At 71.4% G+C, this 20,517-nt stretch carries 16 protein-coding genes; all 16 read right to left on the minus strand.

The features are described 5' to 3' along the window. Positions 1 to 13: 13 nt before the first annotated feature. The 16 genes from dnaE to QUG92_RS08180 all read right to left on the minus strand — a co-directional run bounded on the left by dnaE (position 14) and on the right by QUG92_RS08180 (position 20,515). Positions 14 to 3,547 carry a DNA polymerase III subunit alpha gene (dnaE, locus tag QUG92_RS08105; protein ID WP_182046516.1) on the minus strand — a complete coding sequence of 1,178 codons (3,534 nt, stop codon included), beginning with the start codon at positions 3,545 to 3,547 and terminating at the stop codon, positions 14 to 16. A 452-nt stretch (positions 3,548 to 3,999) separates the two neighbouring features. Next, positions 4,000 to 4,929 (minus strand): RluA family pseudouridine synthase, encoded by a 930-nt coding sequence (locus tag QUG92_RS08110; protein WP_289458659.1) that lies wholly within the window; start codon positions 4,927 to 4,929, stop codon positions 4,000 to 4,002. Beyond that, positions 4,926 to 5,612, minus strand: a complete 687-nt coding sequence (lspA, locus tag QUG92_RS08115; RefSeq protein WP_259346134.1) for a signal peptidase II — start codon at positions 5,610 to 5,612, stop codon at positions 4,926 to 4,928. Before lspA ends, QUG92_RS08110 begins: the two co-directional genes overlap by 4 nt. A 2-nt stretch (positions 5,613 to 5,614) precedes the next feature. Continuing rightward, a complete protein-coding gene (locus QUG92_RS08120; protein ID WP_069711157.1) occupies positions 5,615 to 6,334 on the minus strand; it encodes a DivIVA domain-containing protein in 720 nt (239 codons plus the stop codon). Positions 6,335 to 6,517: 183 nt separating this feature from the next. Further along, positions 6,518 to 6,814: a YggT family protein gene (locus tag QUG92_RS08125; protein ID WP_220456212.1), complete on the minus strand. Its 297-nt coding sequence runs from the start codon at positions 6,812 to 6,814 to the stop codon at positions 6,518 to 6,520. A 74-nt stretch (positions 6,815 to 6,888) separates the two neighbouring features. Then, positions 6,889 to 7,461: a cell division protein SepF gene (locus QUG92_RS08130; RefSeq protein ID WP_289458662.1), complete on the minus strand. Its 573-nt coding sequence runs from the start codon at positions 7,459 to 7,461 to the stop codon at positions 6,889 to 6,891. A gap of 42 nt (positions 7,462 to 7,503) precedes the next feature. Then, positions 7,504 to 8,223 (minus strand): YggS family pyridoxal phosphate-dependent enzyme, encoded by a 720-nt coding sequence (locus QUG92_RS08135; RefSeq protein WP_289458664.1) that lies wholly within the window; start codon positions 8,221 to 8,223, stop codon positions 7,504 to 7,506. Between the two features lie 7 nt (positions 8,224 to 8,230). Further along, on the minus strand, positions 8,231 to 9,397 hold the full coding sequence (gene ftsZ, locus QUG92_RS08140) for a cell division protein FtsZ (protein WP_069711161.1): 1,167 nt from the start codon (positions 9,395 to 9,397) through the stop codon (positions 8,231 to 8,233). Between the two features lie 183 nt (positions 9,398 to 9,580). Next, positions 9,581 to 10,903 carry a cell division protein FtsQ/DivIB gene (locus tag QUG92_RS08145; RefSeq protein WP_289458665.1) on the minus strand — a complete coding sequence of 441 codons (1,323 nt, stop codon included), beginning with the start codon at positions 10,901 to 10,903 and terminating at the stop codon, positions 9,581 to 9,583. Next, positions 10,900 to 12,318 carry a UDP-N-acetylmuramate--L-alanine ligase gene (murC, locus tag QUG92_RS08150; RefSeq protein WP_289458666.1) on the minus strand — a complete coding sequence of 473 codons (1,419 nt, stop codon included), beginning with the start codon at positions 12,316 to 12,318 and terminating at the stop codon, positions 10,900 to 10,902. Before murC ends, QUG92_RS08145 begins: the two co-directional genes overlap by 4 nt. Beyond that, positions 12,315 to 13,523 carry a UDP-N-acetylglucosamine--N-acetylmuramyl-(pentapeptide) pyrophosphoryl-undecaprenol N-acetylglucosamine transferase gene (locus QUG92_RS08155; RefSeq protein WP_289458667.1) on the minus strand — a complete coding sequence of 403 codons (1,209 nt, stop codon included), beginning with the start codon at positions 13,521 to 13,523 and terminating at the stop codon, positions 12,315 to 12,317. Before QUG92_RS08155 ends, murC begins: the two co-directional genes overlap by 4 nt. Then, positions 13,520 to 14,794: a putative lipid II flippase FtsW gene (gene ftsW / locus QUG92_RS08160; RefSeq protein WP_182046509.1), complete on the minus strand. Its 1,275-nt coding sequence runs from the start codon at positions 14,792 to 14,794 to the stop codon at positions 13,520 to 13,522. The genes QUG92_RS08155 and ftsW overlap by 4 nt, the downstream gene beginning before the upstream one ends. Continuing rightward, entirely contained in the window at positions 14,763 to 16,292 is a 1,530-nt protein-coding gene (murD, locus tag QUG92_RS08165; protein WP_289458668.1) for a UDP-N-acetylmuramoyl-L-alanine--D-glutamate ligase, read from the minus strand. Before murD ends, ftsW begins: the two co-directional genes overlap by 32 nt. After that, on the minus strand, positions 16,282 to 17,385 hold the full coding sequence (gene mraY, locus QUG92_RS08170) for a phospho-N-acetylmuramoyl-pentapeptide-transferase (protein ID WP_182046507.1): 1,104 nt from the start codon (positions 17,383 to 17,385) through the stop codon (positions 16,282 to 16,284). Before mraY ends, murD begins: the two co-directional genes overlap by 11 nt. Beyond that, complete coding sequence (locus QUG92_RS08175) at positions 17,382 to 18,893, minus strand: UDP-N-acetylmuramoyl-tripeptide--D-alanyl-D-alanine ligase (protein ID WP_182046506.1); 1,512 nt, start codon at positions 18,891 to 18,893, stop codon at positions 17,382 to 17,384. Before QUG92_RS08175 ends, mraY begins: the two co-directional genes overlap by 4 nt. Next, complete coding sequence (locus QUG92_RS08180) at positions 18,890 to 20,515, minus strand: Mur ligase family protein (protein WP_289458669.1); 1,626 nt, start codon at positions 20,513 to 20,515, stop codon at positions 18,890 to 18,892. Before QUG92_RS08180 ends, QUG92_RS08175 begins: the two co-directional genes overlap by 4 nt. Between the last annotated feature and the right edge of the window lie 2 nt (positions 20,516 to 20,517).

Below are 20,517 nucleotides of genomic sequence, written 5' to 3' on the forward strand. Positions count from 1 at the left end.
CGCGTGTCCGGCGTCACACCAGGCAGCGCGGGCCGAGCAGGCTCTTCAGCTCGCCGAACAGGTCCGGCGTCAGGTTCACCGGGAACGGCAGCTCGAAGGTGCGCGCGACGGAGTCCTTCAGCAGCCGGAGCCGCACCTCGGTCTCCCCCGTGTGCCGGCCGAGCACCGCCGCGAGCTCGGTGACGATCTCGGTCGTCGCCTGCCGCTCGGGCACGGACAGCGTGAGCGGGCCGGAGCCCATCGCGTCGCCGACGTTCGGCTGGAACATGCTCACGGCGTGCAGGGCCTTGCCGTCGTCGCGCACGTTGACGCGACCGCGGAGCACCACGATCGAGTCGGCGACGAGCGACGGACCGAACTCCTGGTACGTCTTGCCGAGGAACATGACGCCGATCTCGCCGCCGAAGTCCTCGATCTGGACGATCCCGTACGGGTTGCCGCTCGACTTCGCGACACGGTGCTGCACGCTCGTCAGCAGCCCGGCGACCGTGACCGTCTCGCCCTCGATGCCGTCGTCGGCCGCGATGACGTCCGCGATGGTGATCGACTGGTGCTTCGCGAGCTCGATCTCGAGCCCCGCCAACGGGTGGTCGGACACGTAGAGGCCGAGCATGTCGCGCTCGAACGCGAGCTTGTCGCGCTTGGCCCACTCGGGACGCTCCGGCACCTGCGACACCGGGGCCGCCGCGGGCTGCTCCTCGGCGACCTCGGCGAACAGCGAGTCGAAGTCGAAGCCGACGTTGCCGTGGGCCTCGTCACGCTTCACCTTGACCGCGCTCTCGACCGCCCCCTCGTGGATCTCCACGAGTGCGCGACGCGAATCGCCGAACTCGTCGAAGGCGCCCGCCTTGATGAGCGACTCGACGGTACGCTTGTTCGCGGACGAGATCGGGATCTTCCGGAGGAAGTCGTGGAACGACTCGAACGCGCCCTTCTCGGTCCGCGCCTGCACGATGTCGTCGACGACGTTGAAGCCGACGTTGCGGATCGCACCCATGCCGAAGCGGATGTCGTCGCCGACGGCGGCGAAGAAGCCGATCGACTCGTTGACGTCCGGCGGCATGACCCGGATCCCCATGCGGCGGCACTCGTTGAGGTACAGCGCGAGCTTGTCGCGCGCGTCGCCGACGCTCGTGAGCAGTGCCGCCATGTACTCGGCCGGGTAGTGCGCCTTGAGGTACGCCGTCCAGAACGACACCACGCCGTACGCCGCCGAGTGCGCCTTGTTGAACGCGTAGTCGGAGAACGGCAGCAGGATGTCCCACAGCGTCTTGATGGCAGCGGCCGAGTAGCCGTTGTCCTGCATGCCCTTCTCGAAGCCGGCGTACTGCTTGTCCAGCTCGGACTTCTTCTTCTTGCCCATCGCGCGACGGAGGATGTCCGCCTGGCCGAGGGAGAACCCGGCGACCTTCTGCGCGATGGCCATGACCTGCTCCTGGTAGATGATCAGGCCGTAGGTCGTGCCGATGATGTCCTGGAGCGGTTCCTCGAGCTCCGGGTGGATCGGGGTGATCGGCTGCTCGCCGTTCTTGCGGAGCGCGTAGTTCGTGTGCGAGTTCGCACCCATCGGGCCCGGACGGTACAGGGCGATGAGCGCGGAGATGTCCTCGAAGTTGTCCGGCTTCATGAGCCGGAGCAGCCCGCGCATCGGACCGCCGTCGAGCTGGAACACCCCGAGGGTGTCACCGCGCTGCAGCAGCTGGTAGGCCGCCTCGTCCTCGAGCCCCATGGTCTCGAGGTCGAGGTCGATCCCCCGGTTCGTCTTGATGTTGTCGAGGGCGTCACTGATGATCGTGAGGTTCCGGAGCCCCAGGAAGTCCATCTTGATCAGGCCGAGCGACTCCGCAGCCGGGTAGTCGAACTGCGTGACGATCTGGCCGTCCTGCTCACGCTTCATCACCGGGATGATGTCGATGAGCGGCTCGCTCGACATGATGACGCCGGCGGCGTGCACGCCCCACTGACGCTTCAGGCCCTCGAGTCCGAGGGCGGTGTCGAAGACGGTCTTCGCCTCGGGGTCGGTCTCGACGACCGTCCGGACGTCGACCGCCTCCTTGTACCGGGGGTGGTCCTTGTCGAAGATCCCGGTCAGCGGGATGTCCTTGCCCATCACGGGCGGCGGCATCGCCTTCGTGAGCTTCTCGCCCATGCCGAACGGGAAGCCGAGCACGCGGGACGAGTCCTTCAGCGCCTGCTTGGCCTTGATGGTCCCGTACGTGACGATCTGCGCGACGCGCTCCGACCCGTACTTCTCGGTGACGTACTTGATCGCCTCACCGCGGCGCCGGTCGTCGAAGTCGACGTCGAAGTCGGGCATCGAGACGCGGTCCGGGTTGAGGAACCGCTCGAAGATGAGGCCGTGCCGGATCGGGTCGAGGTCGGTGATGCGCATCGCGTACGCCACCATCGAGCCGGCGCCGGAACCACGGCCCGGACCGACCCGGATGCCGTTGTTCTTCGACCAGTTGATGAAGTCCGCGACCACCAGGAAGTAGCCCGGGAAGCCCATCTGGTTGATGATCCCGACCTCGTAGTCGGCGCGGTCCTGGACCTCCTTCGAGATGCCGCCCGGGTACCGGTACTCGAGCCCCTTCGCCACCTCCTTCTCGAACCAGGAGTGCTCGGTCTCGCCCGCGGGGACGGGGAACTTCGGCATGTAGTTGGCGGCGGTGTCGAACTCGACGTCGCACCGCTCCGCGATGAGCAACGTGTTGTCGCACGCCTCGGGGTGGTCGCGGAAGACGTGCCGCATCTGCTGCGGGGTCTTGAGGTAGAACTCGTCGGCGTCGAACTTGAACCGGTTCGGGTCGTTCAGCGTCGAGCCGGACTGCACGCAGAGCAGTGCCGCGTGCGACTTCGCGTCGTGCGAGTGCGTGTAGTGCAGGTCGTTCGTGCCCACGAGCGGGATGCCGAGGTCCTTCGAGATGCGCACGACGTCCTCGATGACGCGTCGTTCGATCTCGAGGCCGTGGTCCATGATCTCGGCGAAGTAGTTGTCCTTGCCGAAGATGTCGCGGTAGTCGGCGGCGGCCTTGAGCGCCTCGTCGTACTGCCCGAGGCGCAGGCGCGTCTGGATCTCGCCGGACGGGCAGCCCGTCGTCGCGATGATGCCCTCGTGGTACTGGTCGAGGAGCTCGATGTCCATGCGGGGCTTGAAGTAGTACCCCTCGATCGACGCGCGGCTCGACAGCCGGAACAGGTTGTGCATGCCCGTCGTGTTCTCGGCGAACATCGTCATGTGCGTGTACGCGCCGGACCCCGAGACGTCGTCGCCGCCGCCGTCGCCCCAGCGCACGCGCGTCTTGTCCGAGCGGTGCGTGCGGGGCGTGATGTACGCCTCGGTGCCGATGATCGGCTTCACGCCGCCGGCCTTCGCGGCCTTCCAGAACTCGAACGCCCCGAACATGTTGCCGTGGTCGGTGACCGCGACGGCGGGCATGCCCTGCGCGGCGGTCTCGGCGACGAGGTCGCTCAACCGCGCCGCACCGTCGAGCATCGAGTACTCGCTGTGCACGTGCAGGTGGACGAAGGAGTCGGATTCCGACACGGGACCTCCGGTTTCGACGGGGACTGCTGCGGGGCGGGACAACTCTAACCGCCGGCACCGACCTCCCCGGCGTGTCCGCCGGGTCGGCCGGCCGGCCGCGCCCGCGAGCGGGCAGGACACGCCGCAGGCGTCCCGTCCAAGCGGGCAGGACACGTCGGCTGGTGCCGCCGAGCGCGACAGATGCTGCCCGCTCGGCGGACGGCGACGGACGCGACCCGGTGACGGACGGGAGGCGCGTGGCGGCGCCGCGACGCGCCTCCCGTCCGTCCCCGGTGCACCCGCGGTAGGCCACCTGGGCAGGACACGCGACGCTCCGGCCGCGGCGGTCCCACGACTCGCCGCGTGCGAGCTGTCCAGGTTCGGCAGGTTGCTCGGATGCGCGCCGACATGCCGGAATTGCGGAACCTCGGCGACCGGCACGCGGCGCGACGCGACGCGACGAGCCGCGACGCCTACGCCGACGCGGCGCGGATGCGCTCGAGCGCCTGCTGCAGGTCGTCCGGGTAGTCCGCCTGGAACTCCACCCACTCGCCCGATCGCGGGTGCTCGAACCCGAGCCGGACCGCGTCGAGCCACTGCCGCGTGAGCCCGAGCTCGGCGGCGAGCACCGGGTCCGCCCCGTAGGTGGTGTCACCGACGAGGGGGTGCCGCGTCGCCGCCATGTGCACGCGGATCTGGTGCGTGCGCCCCGTCTCCAGGTGCACCTCGAGCAGGGTGGCCGCCCGGAAGGCCTCGAGCGTGGCGTAGTGCGTCACGCTCGGCTTGCCGTCGGCCGTCACCGCGAACTTCCAGTCGCTCGACGGGTGCCGGCCGATCGGCGCGTCGATCGTGCCCGAGGTCGGGTCCGGGTGCCCCTGCGCGAGCGCGTGGTACACCTTCTCGACGGTGCGCTCCTTGAACGCCCGCTTCAGGTGCGTGTAGGCGAGCTCGGTCTTGGCGACGACCATCAGACCGGAGGTCCCGACGTCGAGCCGGTGCACGATGCCCGCGCGTTCGGCGGCGCCGGAGGTGGCGATGGTGAAGCCCGCGGCGGCCAGGCCGCCCGGCACCGTCGGCCCGTCCCACCCGGGCGACGGGTGCGCGGCGACGCCGACGGGCTTGTCGACCACGACGATGTCGTCGTCGTCGTGCACGATCGTCATGCCCGGCACCGCAGCCGGCACGATGCGGGGCGGTTCCTTCGGAGCCCACTCGACCTCGAGCCACGAGTCGGCGTGCAGGCGGTCGGACTTGCCGACCTCGATGCCGTCGACCCGGACCCCGCCGGCCGCGACGACGTCGGCTGCGAAGGACCGCGAGAACCCGAGGAGCTTGGCGATGGCGGCGTCGACGCGCTCGCCCGCGAGCCCGTCCGGCACCGGGAGGGAACGGTGCTCGCTCACGTCGCGTCGTGCCCGAGGACGTCGTGGCCGTCGCGCGGCGCACGCGGGTCCGGTTCCGGACGGGCGGCACGGCTCGCGCCGGCGACATCGGCGCGCGTCGACGGGGTGGTCGTGTCCTCGTCGGCGCGTGCCGCCGCGGCGTCGGCCGCGCGCTGCTGCTTCGCCGAGAGCGCCCGGGTGCCGTCGAGGTTGACCCCGAGGACCACGAGGAGCACGAAGACCACCATGCTGACGCAGATGAACGAGTCCGCGATGTTGTAGATCGCCGGCATCATCCACGGTGTCGAGATGAAGTCGACCACGTGGCCCCGGCCGAACCCGGGCTCGCGGAAGAGCCGGTCGAGCAGGTTGCCGAGCGCGCCGCCGAGCAGCATGCCGAGCACGATCGCCCACCACATCGAGCGGATGCGCCGGGCGTAGACGACGATGGCGACGACGACCGCCGTCGAGACGATCGAGAAGACCCAGGTCATGTTCACCGCGAACGAGAACGCGGCCCCCGGGTTGCGGACGTACAGGAGCTGGAGTGCGTCACCGAGGACGGGCACCACCTGGCCGTAGGGCAGGTTCGCGACCACGAGCGCCTTGACGCCCTGGTCGAGTGCCACCACGACGACAGCGGCGAAGGCCAGTGCCGCGATCGCGCGGACACTGACCTTCGCTCGTGGTGCTGGTCGGGACAACGTCAGTTGCCGAAGCCCTGCGCCGACGCCGGCGCGGGGGTGAGACCGGACTGCTCGGAGCCCGAACCGCCCAGCTCGTCGAGCTGCCCCTGGATGTAGCTCTTGAGCTGCGCACGGTAGTCGCGCTCGAACGTACGGAGCTCGTCGATCTTGCCCTCGAGCTGGCGCTGCTCCTGCTCGAGCACCGCGACACGCTGACGGTTCGTGTTCTCGGTGTCGGCGATGATCTGGCGCTGCTTGGCCTCGGCCTCGTTCACGAGGCGGGCGGCCTGCGCGGTGCCCTCGGCGATGAGCGCGTCGCGCTTCTCGATGCCCTCGCGGACGTGCTCCTCGTGGAGACGACGGGCGAGCGTGAGGAGGTTCGTGGTGCCCTCGGTGTCCTCGTCGGCGGGGACCGTCGACGGGGCGGGAGCGGCGGCGGCGACCGGCGCGGGCTCCGGAGCGGCGGCGACGGGGGCCGGCTCGGGCTCGGGCGTCGGAGCGGGCTGCTCGTCGTGCTCCGCGGTGGTCTGCGCGTCGGCGGGCTGCTCGACCGCGGCCGGCTTCGGCGCCGACTCGGCGGCCTGCAGGCGCTGCCGGAGCTCGTCGTTCTCGGCCGTCAGGCGACGGAGCTCGACGACGACCTCGTCCAGGAAGTCATCGACCTCGTCCTGGTCGTAGCCTTCCCGGAACTTCGTCGGCTGGAACCGCTTGTTGACTACGTCTTCCGGCGTCAAAGCCATTGCCGTCACCTCGATAGAACTGCTGAACGTGTGGAACCACTTGCGTCGCGACCGAACCTACCAGTCACGTCGAGCGGTGCGGACGTCCGCCGAGGCGGACATCGATCCCGACCACCGTACACCGGAGCCGGATCGGAACCGTGACCTTCGCCTGGGCGTGGCGCGTGTCGCGGCGGAACGCGGTCAGAAACCGCGCGCGAGGCCCCCGACGATCACCCGGAGGATGATCACCACGAGCATGACGATGGTCCACCCGAAGTCGAGCGCCACCGGCCCGAGCCGCAGCGGCGGGAGGAGCCGCCGGACGAACCGGATCGGCGGGTCGGTCAGGGTGTAGACCACGTCGGCGACGACCAGCAGGGCGCCACGGGGACGCCACGACCGGCTGTAGGCCTGCACGATGTCGAACGCGAACCGACCCCACATCACGAAGAAGTAGAGGAGGAGGGCGAAGGAGAGGATCCCGAAGACCAGTGACACGATGGGGCTCGCTCGGCTCGGGTGCGTCCGTCGTCAGGACGGCCGCACGGGGCGGGCTGAACCGCGGGGACGGCTCAGGACTGGGCGAAGAAGGACGCCTCGATGTCGGACTCTACCTCAGCCGGCTCACCGCTCACCGCGACGTGGGCGGGCGAGAGCAGGAAGACCTTGTTCGTGACGCGCTCGATCTTGCCGAACAGCCCGAGCGACAGGCCCGATGCGAAGTCGATCATGCGACGCGCGTCCGACTCGGTCATCTGCGAGAGGTTGATGATGACGGGGATGCCGTCGCGGAAGCTCTCGGCGATGGACTGGGCGTCCTTGTACTCGCGCGGGTGGACGGTGAGGATCTCGTTCATTTCCTGGACCGGGGTCGCCTTCTGTGCGGTCGTGTGCGAGCGGCGGAGCGGGGTGACCTGGGCGCCGCGCTGGTGGGTGTGCGTCTTGGGCTCGGCGGGTGCCGCGGCGGGTGCGGCGGCGGCCGGTGCCTCCGGTGCCGGGGTCGCGGCCGCCGTGGCGACGGGAGCCGGGGCGGCGGCGGGCTGGCGCGTCTGCGCCGGAGCCGCCTGCTGCTGCGGCTCGTCCTCGTACAGTTCCTCGTCGGCGAGGCCGAGGTAGACCATCGTCTTCTTGAGCGGGTTGGCCATGGTTCCTCCGGAGTTCGTGCTCGTGGATGCCCTGGGACGAGGCTAGGGCGCGACGGGCCGGTTTCCCGTGATTGCCGTGCCGATGCGGAGGTGTGTCGCGCCCTCGGCGATCGCCTCCGCGAAGTCGCCGCTCATGCCGGCCGAGACGTCGGTGGCGCCGGGCGCGAGGGACACGACACGCTCGGAAATCGCGCGGAGCCGAGCGAAGGCACGTCGGGGCTCCTCGTCGAGCGGTGCGACGGCCATCACCCCGCGCAGGCGGACCGTACCGGTCGCCAGGACCCGTTCGGCCATCGCCTCGACGTCCTCCGGCTGGACACCGCCGCGGCCGGGGTCGTCGGTGAGGTTGACCTGGACGAAGCCGTCGATCACGCGCGGGTCCGGCTCGGCGTCCGTCGGCGCGAAGGCGTCGACGACCGAGTCGCGGTCGAGCGACTGGACGACGTCGGCGTACCGCCGCGCCTGGCGTGCCTTCTTCGACTGCAGCTGTCCGACGAAGTGCCAGGTGAGGTCGAGGTCGGCCAGCTCCGCGGCCTTCGCCTGGGCCTCCTGGTGCCGGTTCTCCCCCACGTCGGTGACGCCGAGCGCGGCGAGCTCGCGGACGAGGGAGGCCGGGTGGTACTTGGTGACGACGACGAGCGTCAGCTCGTCGGCCGAGCGCCCCGCTGCGCGGGCCGCGTCGGTGATCGCGGACCGGACGGACGCGAGACGCGCCTCCAGTCCGTCACGGTCGACGGTCTGGAGGCGCGTCTCGGCAGCCACAGGAGGCTTACTTCAGGAAGTCGGGGACGTCGAGCTCGTCGTCGTCGTCGAACGCCGGGTCGGCGGCACGACGCACGGGAGCCTCGTGCTCCTGCGACGACCAGGACGGTGCGCTCGTCGCGGTGTCCTCGATCGCGCCGGTGCCGGCCGCGCCGGACGACGCACCCGCGCCGCCCTCGGGGTCGACCCAGCTCGACCGGTGCTGCTTCTGCTGCTGCGAGCTCGGCTCGCCGCCGTCGAAGCCCGCGGCGATGACGGTCACGCGGACCTCGTCGCCGAGGGTGTCGTCGATCACGGCACCGAAGATGATGTTGGCCTCGGGGTGGACGGCCTCCTGCACCAGGCGCGCGGCGTCGTTGATCTCGAAGATGCCGAGGTTCGAGCCGCCCTGGATCGACAGGAGCACGCCGTGGGCACCGTCGATCGAGGCCTCGAGCAGCGGGGACGCCACGGCGAGCTCGGCGGCCTTGATGGCACGGTCGGCGCCCCGCGAGGAGCCGATGCCCATGAGCGCCGAACCGGCGCCCTGCATGACCGACTTGACGTCGGCGAAGTCGAGGTTGATGAGACCGGGCGTGGTGATGAGGTCGGTGATGCCCTGGACACCGGCGAGCAGGACCTGGTCGGCGGTCGCGAAGGCCTCGACCATGGAGATGCCGCGGTCGCTGATCTCGAGCAGGCGGTCGTTCGGCACGACGATGAGCGTGTCGACCTCGTCCTTGAGCGACGCGACGCCGTTCTCGGCCTGCGACTGACGACGCTTGCCCTCGAAGCTGAAGGGCTTCGTGACGACACCGATCGTGAGCGCGCCGATCGACTTCGCGATGCGCGCGACCACGGGCGCACCACCCGTCCCGGTGCCGCCGCCCTCGCCGGCCGTGACGAAGACCATGTCGGCACCCGCGAGGGCCTCCTCGATCTCCTCGGCGTGGTCCTCGGCGGCACGACGGCCGACCTCGGGGTCCGCGCCGGCGCCGAGACCGCGGGTGATCTCGCGGCCGACGTCGAGCTTGACGTCGGCGTCGCTGAGCAGCAGTGCCTGTGCGTCGGTGTTGATCGCGATGAACTCGACGCCGCGGAGGCCGAGCTCGATCATGCGGTTCACGGCGTTCACGCCGCCGCCGCCGACACCGACGACCTTGATGACGGCGAGGTAGTTGTGGTTCGTGGTCACGTCAGTCGGGCCTCCGGTTGAACCCTCAACCTCTACTTGAAGTTCAGGGGCAATGCTGGTAGATATGGTGCTCCCCCGACGCTACGGGTGTGCTCCGCAGGCTGTCGCCCCGCCACGCCGCGTGTCGCCGATCGCGGTCGTCGATTCCTGCTCACGCGGCGTCCGCCCCGCAGCGGCGGTGCGTCAGTCCTTCGCGCGGACGATGCCGTTGTCCGGCGCCGACACGTCGAACTCGACCTTCGTGTCGGGGTTCCGCGCGGCGTGGTCCTTGACGAGTGCCGCGAGCAGCGCCGCCTTCGCGTCCGACGAGTCGGGGCTCCCCCAAACCACGGTCGACCCGTCGCCGAGGGTCAGCGTGACGTCGTCCGCCGTGCTCGCGCGGACGTCCGTCACCTGGTTGCGGACGGTCGACGGCAGCGACAGGACGACCTCGGTCATCGTGCGGAAGACCGGGGACCCGAGCTCGGCGCGGGCGACGTCGGCGACCGGCACGCCCTCCGGGCGCTTCGGCGACGACTGCACGACGATGCCGGCCGGGTCGACGAGGTCGAAGGACTTCCCCGACGGCACGGCGACGACCGGCGTGCGCTCGGTGACGGTCACCACCAGGGTGTGCGGCGGGACCTCCTCGGTCACGTAGCTCTCGATGAGGGGGAAGCCGGCGATGTCCCGCTTGACCTCGTCGAAGTCGAGCCGGGCGAGCGGCGTGCCGACCTGGTCGGAGAGCGCCTGCCGGAGGGCGGTCGCGTCGACACGGTCGGTACCGCGGACCTCGATCGTCCGCAGGGCCATGAGCGGCGAGGTGACGGCGACGAGGATCGAGGCGCCGAACACCACGACGACCGCCGCGACCGTGATCCACGCGGCACGACGGTGCCGGGCCCTGCGGGTGAACCGCCGGACCTCGGCGCGCTCGAGCAGCCGACGGCGGCGCTTCGCCACGCGGGCCTCGCGGGCGGTCTCGGCGGCGCGGACGCCCGCACCGATCGGGGTCGCGTGCGCGCCCGTGGCCGCAGCACCGGAGTCGTCGGCAGCGTGGTCGGCGACCGACGGCACGGCCGCGTCGATGACGTCGGTGACGGTGGCGAGGCGTCCGGGCCCGCCGTCGTCGGTGCCGTCGTGGGTGCCGTGCTCGGCAGCCGGGTGCGCCCCCGGGCGGGCGGTGTCGTGGTCGTCGTCGGCCTGGTACTCCCGCAGCCGTTCGGCGACCGAGGAGAAGCCGGCGCCGAGCCGACGGCCGGCAGCGCTGGCGATCGCGCCGGCGCGGTCCCGGTGACCGGGCGCGCCGGACGCAGCCGTGGCGGTGGGGTCGACCCGCTCGTCGACCCGCTCGTCGACGGGAGCCGACGTACCGGGGTCCCGGTGGGCCTCCCGGCCGTCGGTCGCGGGCGGACGTGACGGGCGCCGTGGGACCAGCGGGCCACGACGCTGCCGTGGCGTCGACGCGCGCTCGGCTGGGCCGGCCGGTTCCTCCGGACGTCCGTCGAAGCCCTCGGGACGCTTCACTGCGTGCGCGTCCCGTCGTGCAGGGCACCGAGGACCTGCGGGATGATGCGGTACACGTCGCCGCAGCTGAGCGTCATGACGATGTCGCCCTCGCGCGCGATGTCGGCCGCGCGTGCGGACGCCTCGTCCCAGTCGGGCAGGAAGTCCACCCGGGACTGGTCCACGAACCGCTCCTGCACGAGGGCACCGGTCACGCCGGGCTCCGGGTCCTCCCGGGCGCCGTAGACGTCGAGGACCACGGTGTGGTCGGCGAGCTCCTCGTAGACCTTCGCGAAGTCCCCCGCCATCAGGCGGGTCCGCGAGTACAGGTGCGGCTGGTGGATCGCGATGATGCGGCCGTCGCCGACGACGTTCCGGGCGGCGCGGAGTGCGGCCGCGACCTCGGTCGGGTGGTGCGCGTAGTCGTCGTACACGGAGACACCGCGCTCGACGCCGTGCAGCTCGAAGCGCCGCTCGGTGCCGCCGAACGCCTCGATGCCGCGGATCGCGTCGGCCGCGGTGACCCCGAGTCCGGTGAGAACCGCGAAGGCGCCGACGGCGTTCACGGCGTTGTGCCGTCCGGGCACGCGCAGGGTCATGTGGTGCGACTCGCCCCCGGCGCGCAGGTCGACCTCGACGCTCGCCGCCTCGACGATGCGCTCGATGCGGACGTCCGCGTCGGCGGCCTCGCCGAACGTGACGATCTCGGGTGCGCCCTCGCGTGCCCGGACGCCCGCCGTCACGCGCTTCGCGCCGGCGTCGTCGCTCGAGACGACGATGCGCTCGCGTGCCCGGCCGGCGAACTCGACGAACGCGTCGATGAAGGCGTCCTCGCTGCCGTAGTGGTCGAGGTGGTCTGCGTCGACGTTCGTGACGAGGGCCACGGCGACGTCGTAGAGAAGGAAGGAGCCGTCGGACTCGTCGGCCTCGACGACGAACAGGTCGCTCGTGCCCGGGGCCGAGCTCGTGCCGAGCGACTGGATGACGCCGCCGTTGACGAAGCTCGGGTCGAGTCCGAGCTCGACCATGGCGGTGACGATCATGCCGGTGGACGTGGTCTTGCCGTGCGCGCCGGCGACCGCGACGAGGCGGTGGTCGGCGATGAGGGCGGCGAGGGCCTGGGACCGGTGCAGGACCGGCAGGCCGCGGCGCTGCGCCTCGAGGAGCTCGGGGTTGTCCGGCCAGAGGGCGCTGGTGACGACGACGGTGTCCGCGTCGCCGAGGTTCGCCGCGTCGTGCCCGACGTGCACCTCGGCGCCGAGGTCGCGCATCGTGCCGGTCGTCGCGGTCTCGCGGGAGTCGCTGCCGGTGACGCGGTGCCCGGCGGCGAGGAACATCCGGGCGATGCCGCTCATGCCGGAGCCGCCGATGCCGATGAAGTGGACCGTGCCGAGGTCGTCGGGGATCGGCTGGGTCAGGTCCGGCTTGATGGTCATCGTTCCTCCGTGGTGCTGGTGCCGGCGCTCGGGCTGGGGCTCGGGCTCGTGCTCGGGCTCGGGCTCGGGCTCGGGCTCGTCGCGTCCGTGGCGGTGCGCGTCTCCCCGCTGCCGCGTCGGGCCCGTGGGGTGGCCCCGACCGCCGCGTCCTGGACGAGCGCCGTCATCCGGTCGGCCCCGTCGCGGTGGCCCACGCTCCCCGCACGCACCGCCATGTCCGCGATGCGGGCCCGGTCGCGCAGGATGCCGAGCAGCTGGAACGAGACCCAGTCCTCGGTGAACGCGGCGTCGTCCACCAGCACCGCTCCCCCGGCGCCGACGACGTCCGCCGCGTTGTGCCGCTGCTCGCCGTTGCCGACCGGGTAGGGCACGAGCACGCTCGGCAGACCGACGGCGGTCAGCTCGCAGACCATGCCGGCACCGGAGCGCGAGACCACGAAGTCCGACGCGGCGTAGGCCAGGTCCATCCGGTCGCAGTACGGCAGCACGTGGTACCCGTCGAGGTCGCTGGGGCCGATGTCCGACTTGCCGCCGACGACGTGCAGCACCTGCCACCCGGCGTCGACGATCGCCGTCGCGGACCGGTTCACGGTCGCGTTGATGCTCCGCGCACCGGAGGAGCCGCCGGTGACGAGCAGGACGGGTCGGTCCGGGTCGAGGCCGAACTCGGCCAGCCCCTCGGCGCGCGCGGCACGGCGGTCGAGCGTCTCGATCTCCCGGCGCAGTGGCATGCCGACCACGCGGCCGTGGCGCAGGCGAGTGTTCGAGAACGTCAGCCCGACGTGCCGGGTGAGGAACGCGGCGAGCCGGTTCGCCAGCCCGGGCTTGGCGTTCTGCTCGTGCACGACGATCGGCGTGCCCGTGCGCTTCGCCGCGATGTAGGCCGGCGCGGCCGCGTAGCCGCCGACCCCGAGGACCACCTCGACGTCGTGCTCGCGGATGAACCGCTCGGTGCGCCGGACCGCCGCCGCGAACCGTCCGGGGAAGCGCAGCGCGTGGGCGTCGAGCCGACGCGGGAACGGCAGGCGCGGGATCGTCAGCAGCTCGTAGCCGCGCATGGGCACGAGCCGCGACTCGAGCCCCTCGGCCGTGCCGAGCACGAGCACCCGGGCTTCCGGGTCGCGCTCGGTCAGCCGGTCGGCGACGGCGAGCAGCGGGTTGACGTGTCCGGCGGTGCCGCCGCCGGCGAAGAGGTACGTGCTCAACGGAACCTTCCGTTCTGGGGTGCGAGGTCGTGCCGCGGCCCGCCGACCGCGTTCCGTCCGGGCAGGTCGCGGGCGAAGGACAGCACGACACCGATGGCCACGAGGGTCATGATGAGCGCCGAACCTCCGGCGGAGATGAGCGGGAGCGGGACGCCGAGGACGGGCAGGAGCCCGAGCACCACCGCGATGTTGACGAGCGCCTGCCCGATGATCCAGGCGAGGATCGCGCCGGTCACGGTGCGGACGAAGGGGTCGTTCGACTGGCGGATCACCTTGATCATGCTGACCGCCAGGACCACGAAGAGCGCGAGGACGACGACGGCCCCGATGAGCCCGAGCTCCTCGCCGATGATGGCGAAGATGTAGTCGTTGTCGGCCTCGGGCAGCCACGACCACTTGGCCTTGGAGTTGCCGAGCCCGACGCCGAAGACCCCGCCGGACGCCAGCGCCCACATGCCGTGGACCGGCTGCCAGCAGAGGTCCTGGTACTGGTTGGAGTCGGTGCACCCGGACAGCCACGCGCTGATGCGGACCTGCCGGGAGGACGAGGCCATCGTCACGAAGGGCAGGACCACCCCGACCGCGACGACGATCGCGAGCAGGTGGCGTGCGCGGGCGCCGCCGATGTAGAGCGCGCCGAGCACCAGGATGAGCATGATCATCGCGGTGCCCTGGTCGCCACCGAGGAGCACCATGCCGAGCGGCAGCACCGTGGCGATGCCGACCGGGACGAAGATCTCCTTCCAGTCCCGGAGCTTGTCGCGCTTGGCGTACATGATCGCGCCGATGCCGAGCGCGAGCGCGAGCTTGATCGCCTCGGACGGCTGCGCGGTGAACGACCCGAAGCCGACCCAGTTCCGGTTGCCCTGCACCTCGATGCCGAGCGGTGTGTAGACGAGCAGCTGCAGGAAGAGCGCGGCGCCGAGGATCCGCATCGCCCACTTCCGCCACACCCGCGCGGGCACGCGACTGGCGACGAGCATGAGCGGGACGCCGAGCACGGCGTACAGCCCCTGTCGCGACGCCGCCCCGAAGAAGTCGTGCGTCGCCGCGTACTGCTCGACGCTCGACGAGGACAGCACCATCACGACGCCGAAGACGACGAGGAACAGCGTCACGCCGAGGATCGTGTAGAACGTGCTCGACTCGGCGACGAAGACGTTCTTGACCGCGACGACGGCGCCGTGCGTCCGGCGTGGTCCGTCGGCACGGGGGGAACCGGCCGCCGTGCGGGTGCCGCTACGGCCGCTCGGGAGATCCGTGGTCGCCATCGGCTGTGCCTCCCAGGTGCTCGTGGACCGCCGCCGCGAATCGACGCCCCCGGTCGGCGTAGGAACCGAACTGGTCGAACGACGCAGCAGCCGGGGCGAGGAGGACCGTGTCGCCAGGTCGCGCGACCGAAGCGGCATGCCGGACCGCCTCGGGCATGACGTGTTCAGTGTCCGTCGCCTCGACCTGCAGGACCGGCACCCCGGGCGCGTGTCGCGCGAATGCCTCGAGCACGGGCGCGCGGTCGGTCCCGATCACGATCGCCGCCCGGGCGTCCGGACCGAAGCGCTCGACGAGCCCGTCGATGTCGACGCCCTTGAACTGGCCACCGACGATCCAGACGACGGTCTCGAACGACGCCAGCGACGCCGTCGCCGCGTGCGGGTTCGTGGCCTTCGAGTCGTCGACCCAGGTGATGCCGTCCGCCGTCGCGACGTGCTCGGTGCGGTGGTGGTCGGCGCGGAACCTCTGCACGGCGCTGCGGATGTGCGCCGGTGCGACGGACGCGGCACGCGCGAGGGCGGCGGCGGCCAGGACGTTCATGGTCATGTGCGGGCTCGCGAGGCCGGCCTGCTCGAGGTCGGCCAGGGTGGCGAGCTCGAGCGCGCTGTTGCGGCGGTCCTCGGTGAAGGCGCGGTCGCAGAGCACGTCGTCGACGATGCCCACGTCACCCGGCGCGGGGACCCCGGGGGTGAAGCCGACGGCCCGGCAGCCCTCAACGACGTCGGCCTGCTCGACCATGCGGCGGGTGGCGTCGTCGGCGGTGTTGTAGACGCACGCCATGACGGAGCGCTCGTAGACCTTCGCCTTCGCGGCCCGGTAGGCCTCGGCGGAACCGTGCCACTCGAGGTGGTCGTCGGCGATGTTCAGGCAGGCGCTCGCGAGCGGCACGACGGCGCCGTCGCCCGTGGTGGGCATGTAGTGCAGCTGGTGGCTGGAGAGCTCGACGACCAGGACGTCGAAGCCCTCCGGGTCGCGGACGACGTCGAGCACCGGCACGCCGATGTTCCCGCACGCGACCGCACGGAGTCCGGACGCGGCGAACATCGCGGTGGTCAGCTGCGTGGTCGTGGTCTTGCCGTTCGTCCCGGTGATCGTCACCCAGGGCGCCGCGATCGGGCCGCGCACGACCTTGTCGCGGACGCGCCACGCGAGCTCGATGTCGCCCCAGACCACGCTGTTCGCCGTGGCCCACTGCACGCTCGCGTTGTTCGGCGGCAAGCCGGGCGAGACGACCACGAGGTCCGGCGCCTGCGCGACGAGCGACTCGGGCACGGTGTCGAGCGACGTGCGCTCGAACCGGGCACCGATGACGTCGAGCAGCTCGACGGTGTCGTCGGGTCCGTCCGGGGCGTGGACGGTGACCTCGCTGCCGAGCTCGACCAGGGTGTCCGCCACCGAGAAGCCGGTGGCGCCCAGCCCGAGCACAGCGACCCGGAGCCCCTTCCACCCCTCGGCGTACCAGCTGTCGAGGCCGTCGAGGCGGGGGTCAGCCGACACGGGCGATCCATTCCAGGTAGAAGAGTCCGACACCGGCGGCGACGCAGAGTCCCGCGATGATCCAGAACCGGACGACGACGGTCACCTCGGCCCACCCCTTCAGCTCGAAGTGGTGGTGCAGCGGGCTCATCCGGAAGATGCGCTTGCCGTGGGTGATCTTGAAGTAGGCCCGCTGCAGGATGACCGAGCCGGTGACGATGAAGAACAGTCCACCGATGAGGATCAGCAGCAGCTCGGTGCGGCTCAGGATCGCGAGACCGGCCAGGGCGCCGCCGAGGCCGAGCGACCCCGTGTCGCCGAGGAAGATCTGCGCGGGCGAGGTGTTGTACCAGAGGAAGCCGATGAGGCCACCGCAGACCGCGGCCGCGACGACGGCCAGGTCGAGCGGGTCGGTCGTGCTGTAGCAGGCGTGCGCGGTGCTCTCGTCGAGCCGCACGCCGCCGCAGATCTGGTTGGACTGCCAGAACCCGATGATCACGTACGAGCCGATCGCGAGGATGCTCGACCCGGTCGCGAGACCGTCGAGGCCGTCCGCCACGTTCACGCCGTTCGACGTCGACACCGTGAGCAGCACGATCCACGCCAGGTACAGGACCGTGCCGATGACGGTCCCGAGCACCATGAAGTCGAGCCACGGGACGTCGCGGATCGCGGAGATCATCGTGGACGCCGGGGGCTTGCCGTTCCCGGTCGGCACGACGAGCGCGATCGTGGCGAAGATGACGCCGACGATGACCTGGCCGAGGACCTTGGCCCACCCGCCGAGCCCGAGGCTCCGCTGGCGTCGCACCTTCAGGAAGTCGTCGATGAAGCCGACGAACCCGAGTCCGACCATGAGGAACAGCACGAGCAGCCCGGACAGGGTGACGGAGTCACGCCCGACCAGGTGTCCGACGAAGTAGCCCAGCACCGCGCCGATGATGAGGACGATGCCGCCCATCGTGGCCGTGCCGCGCTTCGTGTGGTGCGACTGCGGGCCGTCGTCACGGATGAACTGTCCCCACCCGAGACGGTGGAACAGCTTGATGAACAGCGGCGTGAGCAGCAGTGTGAACACCAGCGACACGGCGCCGGCGACGAGGAGCGCGATCATTCGGTGACACCTCCGAGGCGATCGCCGAGGAATCGCAGTTCGGCTGACTTCGAGGACTTGACCAGGACGACGTCGCCGGGGCGGACCATCTCCTGCAGGGCACGGACGGCGTCGTCGACGTCCTCGACGTACACGGACTCCCCGTCCCACGACCCCTCGAGCGTGGCGGCCTGGTGGATGGCGGCGGCGCCGGGTCCGACGACCACGAGCTGTCCGATGCCGAGCCGGACGACGAGCCGACCGATGGTGTCGTGCTCCTCGGTCGCGTACTCGCCGAGCTCGGCCATCTCGCCGAGCACGGCGACGGAGCGCTCGCCCGGGCGCACGACCTGCGCCAGGGTGCGGAGCGCGGCCGCCATCGAGTCCGGCGAGGCGTTGTAGGCGTCGTTGATGACGGTGACGCCCTCGGGTCCGCCCTGGAGGAGCTCCATGCGCCAGCGCTCGGCCCGCGTCATCGACGCGAGCGCCTCGGCGCCGGCGGCGAGCGGGACCCCCCACAGGTGCGCGACGGTGAGCGCGGCGGACGCGTTCATCGCGTGGTGCTCACCGAGGATGGCGAGCCGGACGTCGACGGTCTCGGGGAAACGCGTGGTGCCTCCCGGCTGGTCCGTCGCGTCGGCGAGACCGTCGCCTCCGGGGCGGACGGGAGGCGCGGTGAGCGTGAAGCGGGTGCCGCTGCGGTCCGTCTCGATGCCGCCGATGCGGTAGTCGGCACCCGCGGACGTGCCGAACCCGACGACGGTCGCGTCGGTCAGCGCCCGCATGGACGCGACACGGTCGTCGTCGACGTTGAGCAGCGCGGTCGCGGTCGCCGGCAGGTCGGTGACCATCTCCGACTTCGCGCGCTGCGTGGCCTCGATGCCGCCGAACTCCCCCGCGTGCGCGAGTCCGACCTTGAGGACGACGCCGACGTCCGGCTCGGCGATCGAGACGAGCTTCGCGATGTGACCGATGCCGCTGGCACCCATCTCGACCACGAGGAACCGCGTGTCGTGGGTGATGCGGAGCATCGAGACCGGGGCGCCGACGTGGTTGTTGAAGGACCCCTGCGGCGCGACGGTGTCGCCGTGCTGCTCGAGGATGGTCCGGAGCATGTTCTTCGTGCTCGTCTTGCCGTTCGAGCCGGTGATGCCCACCACGCGCAGGGGGGCGGGGCGGCCCTGCTCGTCGACGCGGTCGGCGCTCGAGGCGCGGACGCGCGCGACGACCTCGTGCGCGAGCGCGGCGAGGGCGGCGTACCCGTCGGGCACGACGACCTGCGCGGTGTCGCTGCCCTCGGGCAGCTCGACCGCGCGTTCGGTGACGACGAGCGCGGCACCGGCCTCGGCCGCGGCCGGCACGAAGCGGTGGCCGTCGGTCTCCTCACCGAGCAGGGCGAAGAACACGCTGCCGGCGCCGACCAGGCGCGAGTCGGTCTCGACGCTGCCGTCGACGACCCGTCCGCGGGCACCGCTGACGAGCTCGCCGCCGATCGCGGTGGCGATCTCGGCGAGGGTCAGCGCGATCATCGGATCTCCTCCGCCGGACCGGAGTTCGGCTCCCAGCCGGCCTCGCGGAGGGCCTGGCGGGCCTCGTCGCGGGCCGAGTACGGCGTGCGGACGCCCGCGATGTCGCGGTAGTCCTGGTGCCCGGGACCGGCCCAGAGGATCGAGTCCCCCTCCCCGAGCAGGCTGACCGCCTTGCGGATCGCGGCCTCGGGCGGGCTCACCTCGTACGTCTCGTGGTCCGGGTAGGCCTCGCGCGCGGCGTCGACCAGGGTCTTCCGGATCGACGCGGCGTCCTCGAAGCGGGGGTGGTGGTCGGTGACGACGAGCACGTCGCTGCCGGCCGCCGCCACGCGGGCCATGTCGCCGCGCTTGGTCGTGTCGCGGTCGCCGTCGGCGCCGAAGAGCATGAGGACCCGGCCGGTCGTGAACTGCCGGACGGCGGCCAGGGTGTTCTCGAAGGCGTCGGCGCTGTGGCCGAAGTCCACGTAGACGCTCGGGCCGCGGTCGCCGGAGACGCGCTCGGTGCGACCGGGCAGGTAGCACTCGATCGCGCTGACGGGGTGCTCGTCGGTCTCGTCCGCGTAGCGGCGGTGGTTCGACCCGAGCGCGTGCGCGATGGCGCCGAGCTCGAAGCCGCCCTCGACGAGCATGACGATCGCCAGCGCCGCGTTCGCCGCCATGTGCCAGCCGATCAGGGGCACCCGGGTGGTGAGCTCGCGGCCCTCGGGGCCGGTCAGACGGAACTCGGTGTAGGCCGCGTGCGCCTCGACGATCTCGACGTGCCACTCGGCCTCGACGTCAGGGTGCACCGTGATGGTCGTGACCGGGATGCGGGAGTCCTGCACCACGCGGTGGCCCCAGTCGGTGTCCAGCGAGACGACGCCGCGACGGCTGTGCTCGGGCTGGAACAGCGGGAGCTTCGCCTGGTAGTACTCCTCCATGTCGGCGTAGTCGTCGAGGTGGTCGTGCGACAGGTTCGTGAACCCGGCGACGTCGAACACGATCCCGTCGACGCGGTGCCGGCTGAGGGCCTGGGCACTCACCTCGACGGCGACCGCGCGCACCTCGGACTCGCGCATCCTGGCGAGGAGCGCGTGCATCTCGCTCGCCTCGGGCGTGGTCAGGCGGCTGGTGACGCTGAGCGTGCCGATGTGGCGCTCCGCGGTCGAGCTCAGGCCGGTGACGAGACCGAGCTGCTTGAGGATCCCCTCGAGGATGTACGAGGTGCTGGTCTTGCCGTTCGTGCCGGTGGTGGCGAACAGCTGCGGCAGGTCGGTCGCCTCGTCCGGGTGGGTGCGGTAGACCCAGGCGGACACGTCGCCGAGCGCGGCCCGCGGGTCCTCGACCACCAGGACCGGCAGTCCGGACGGCTCGGCGAGGGCCACGCCGTCCGCGTCGGTGAGCACGGCGACCGCGCCGCGCTCGGCGGCCTCGGCGGCGAACTGCGCTCCGTGGCGGTTCGCGCCGTGCACGCCGACGAACAGGTCACCGGGCTGCACCTCGGCAGCGCTCAGTGTGACGCCCGTCGTCTCGACGGTGTCGACCGCGCCGACGACGCGCATGCCGAACGCGTTCGCGAGTTCGGCCACGCTCCTCGGGGTCGGGTGTTCGGGTCGGAGGACCGGGGGGATCCGTGCGGACAAGT

It is taken from the genome of Curtobacterium citri, assembly GCF_030362955.1.
Taxonomy (GTDB): Bacteria; Actinomycetota; Actinomycetes; order Actinomycetales; family Microbacteriaceae; genus Curtobacterium; species Curtobacterium citri.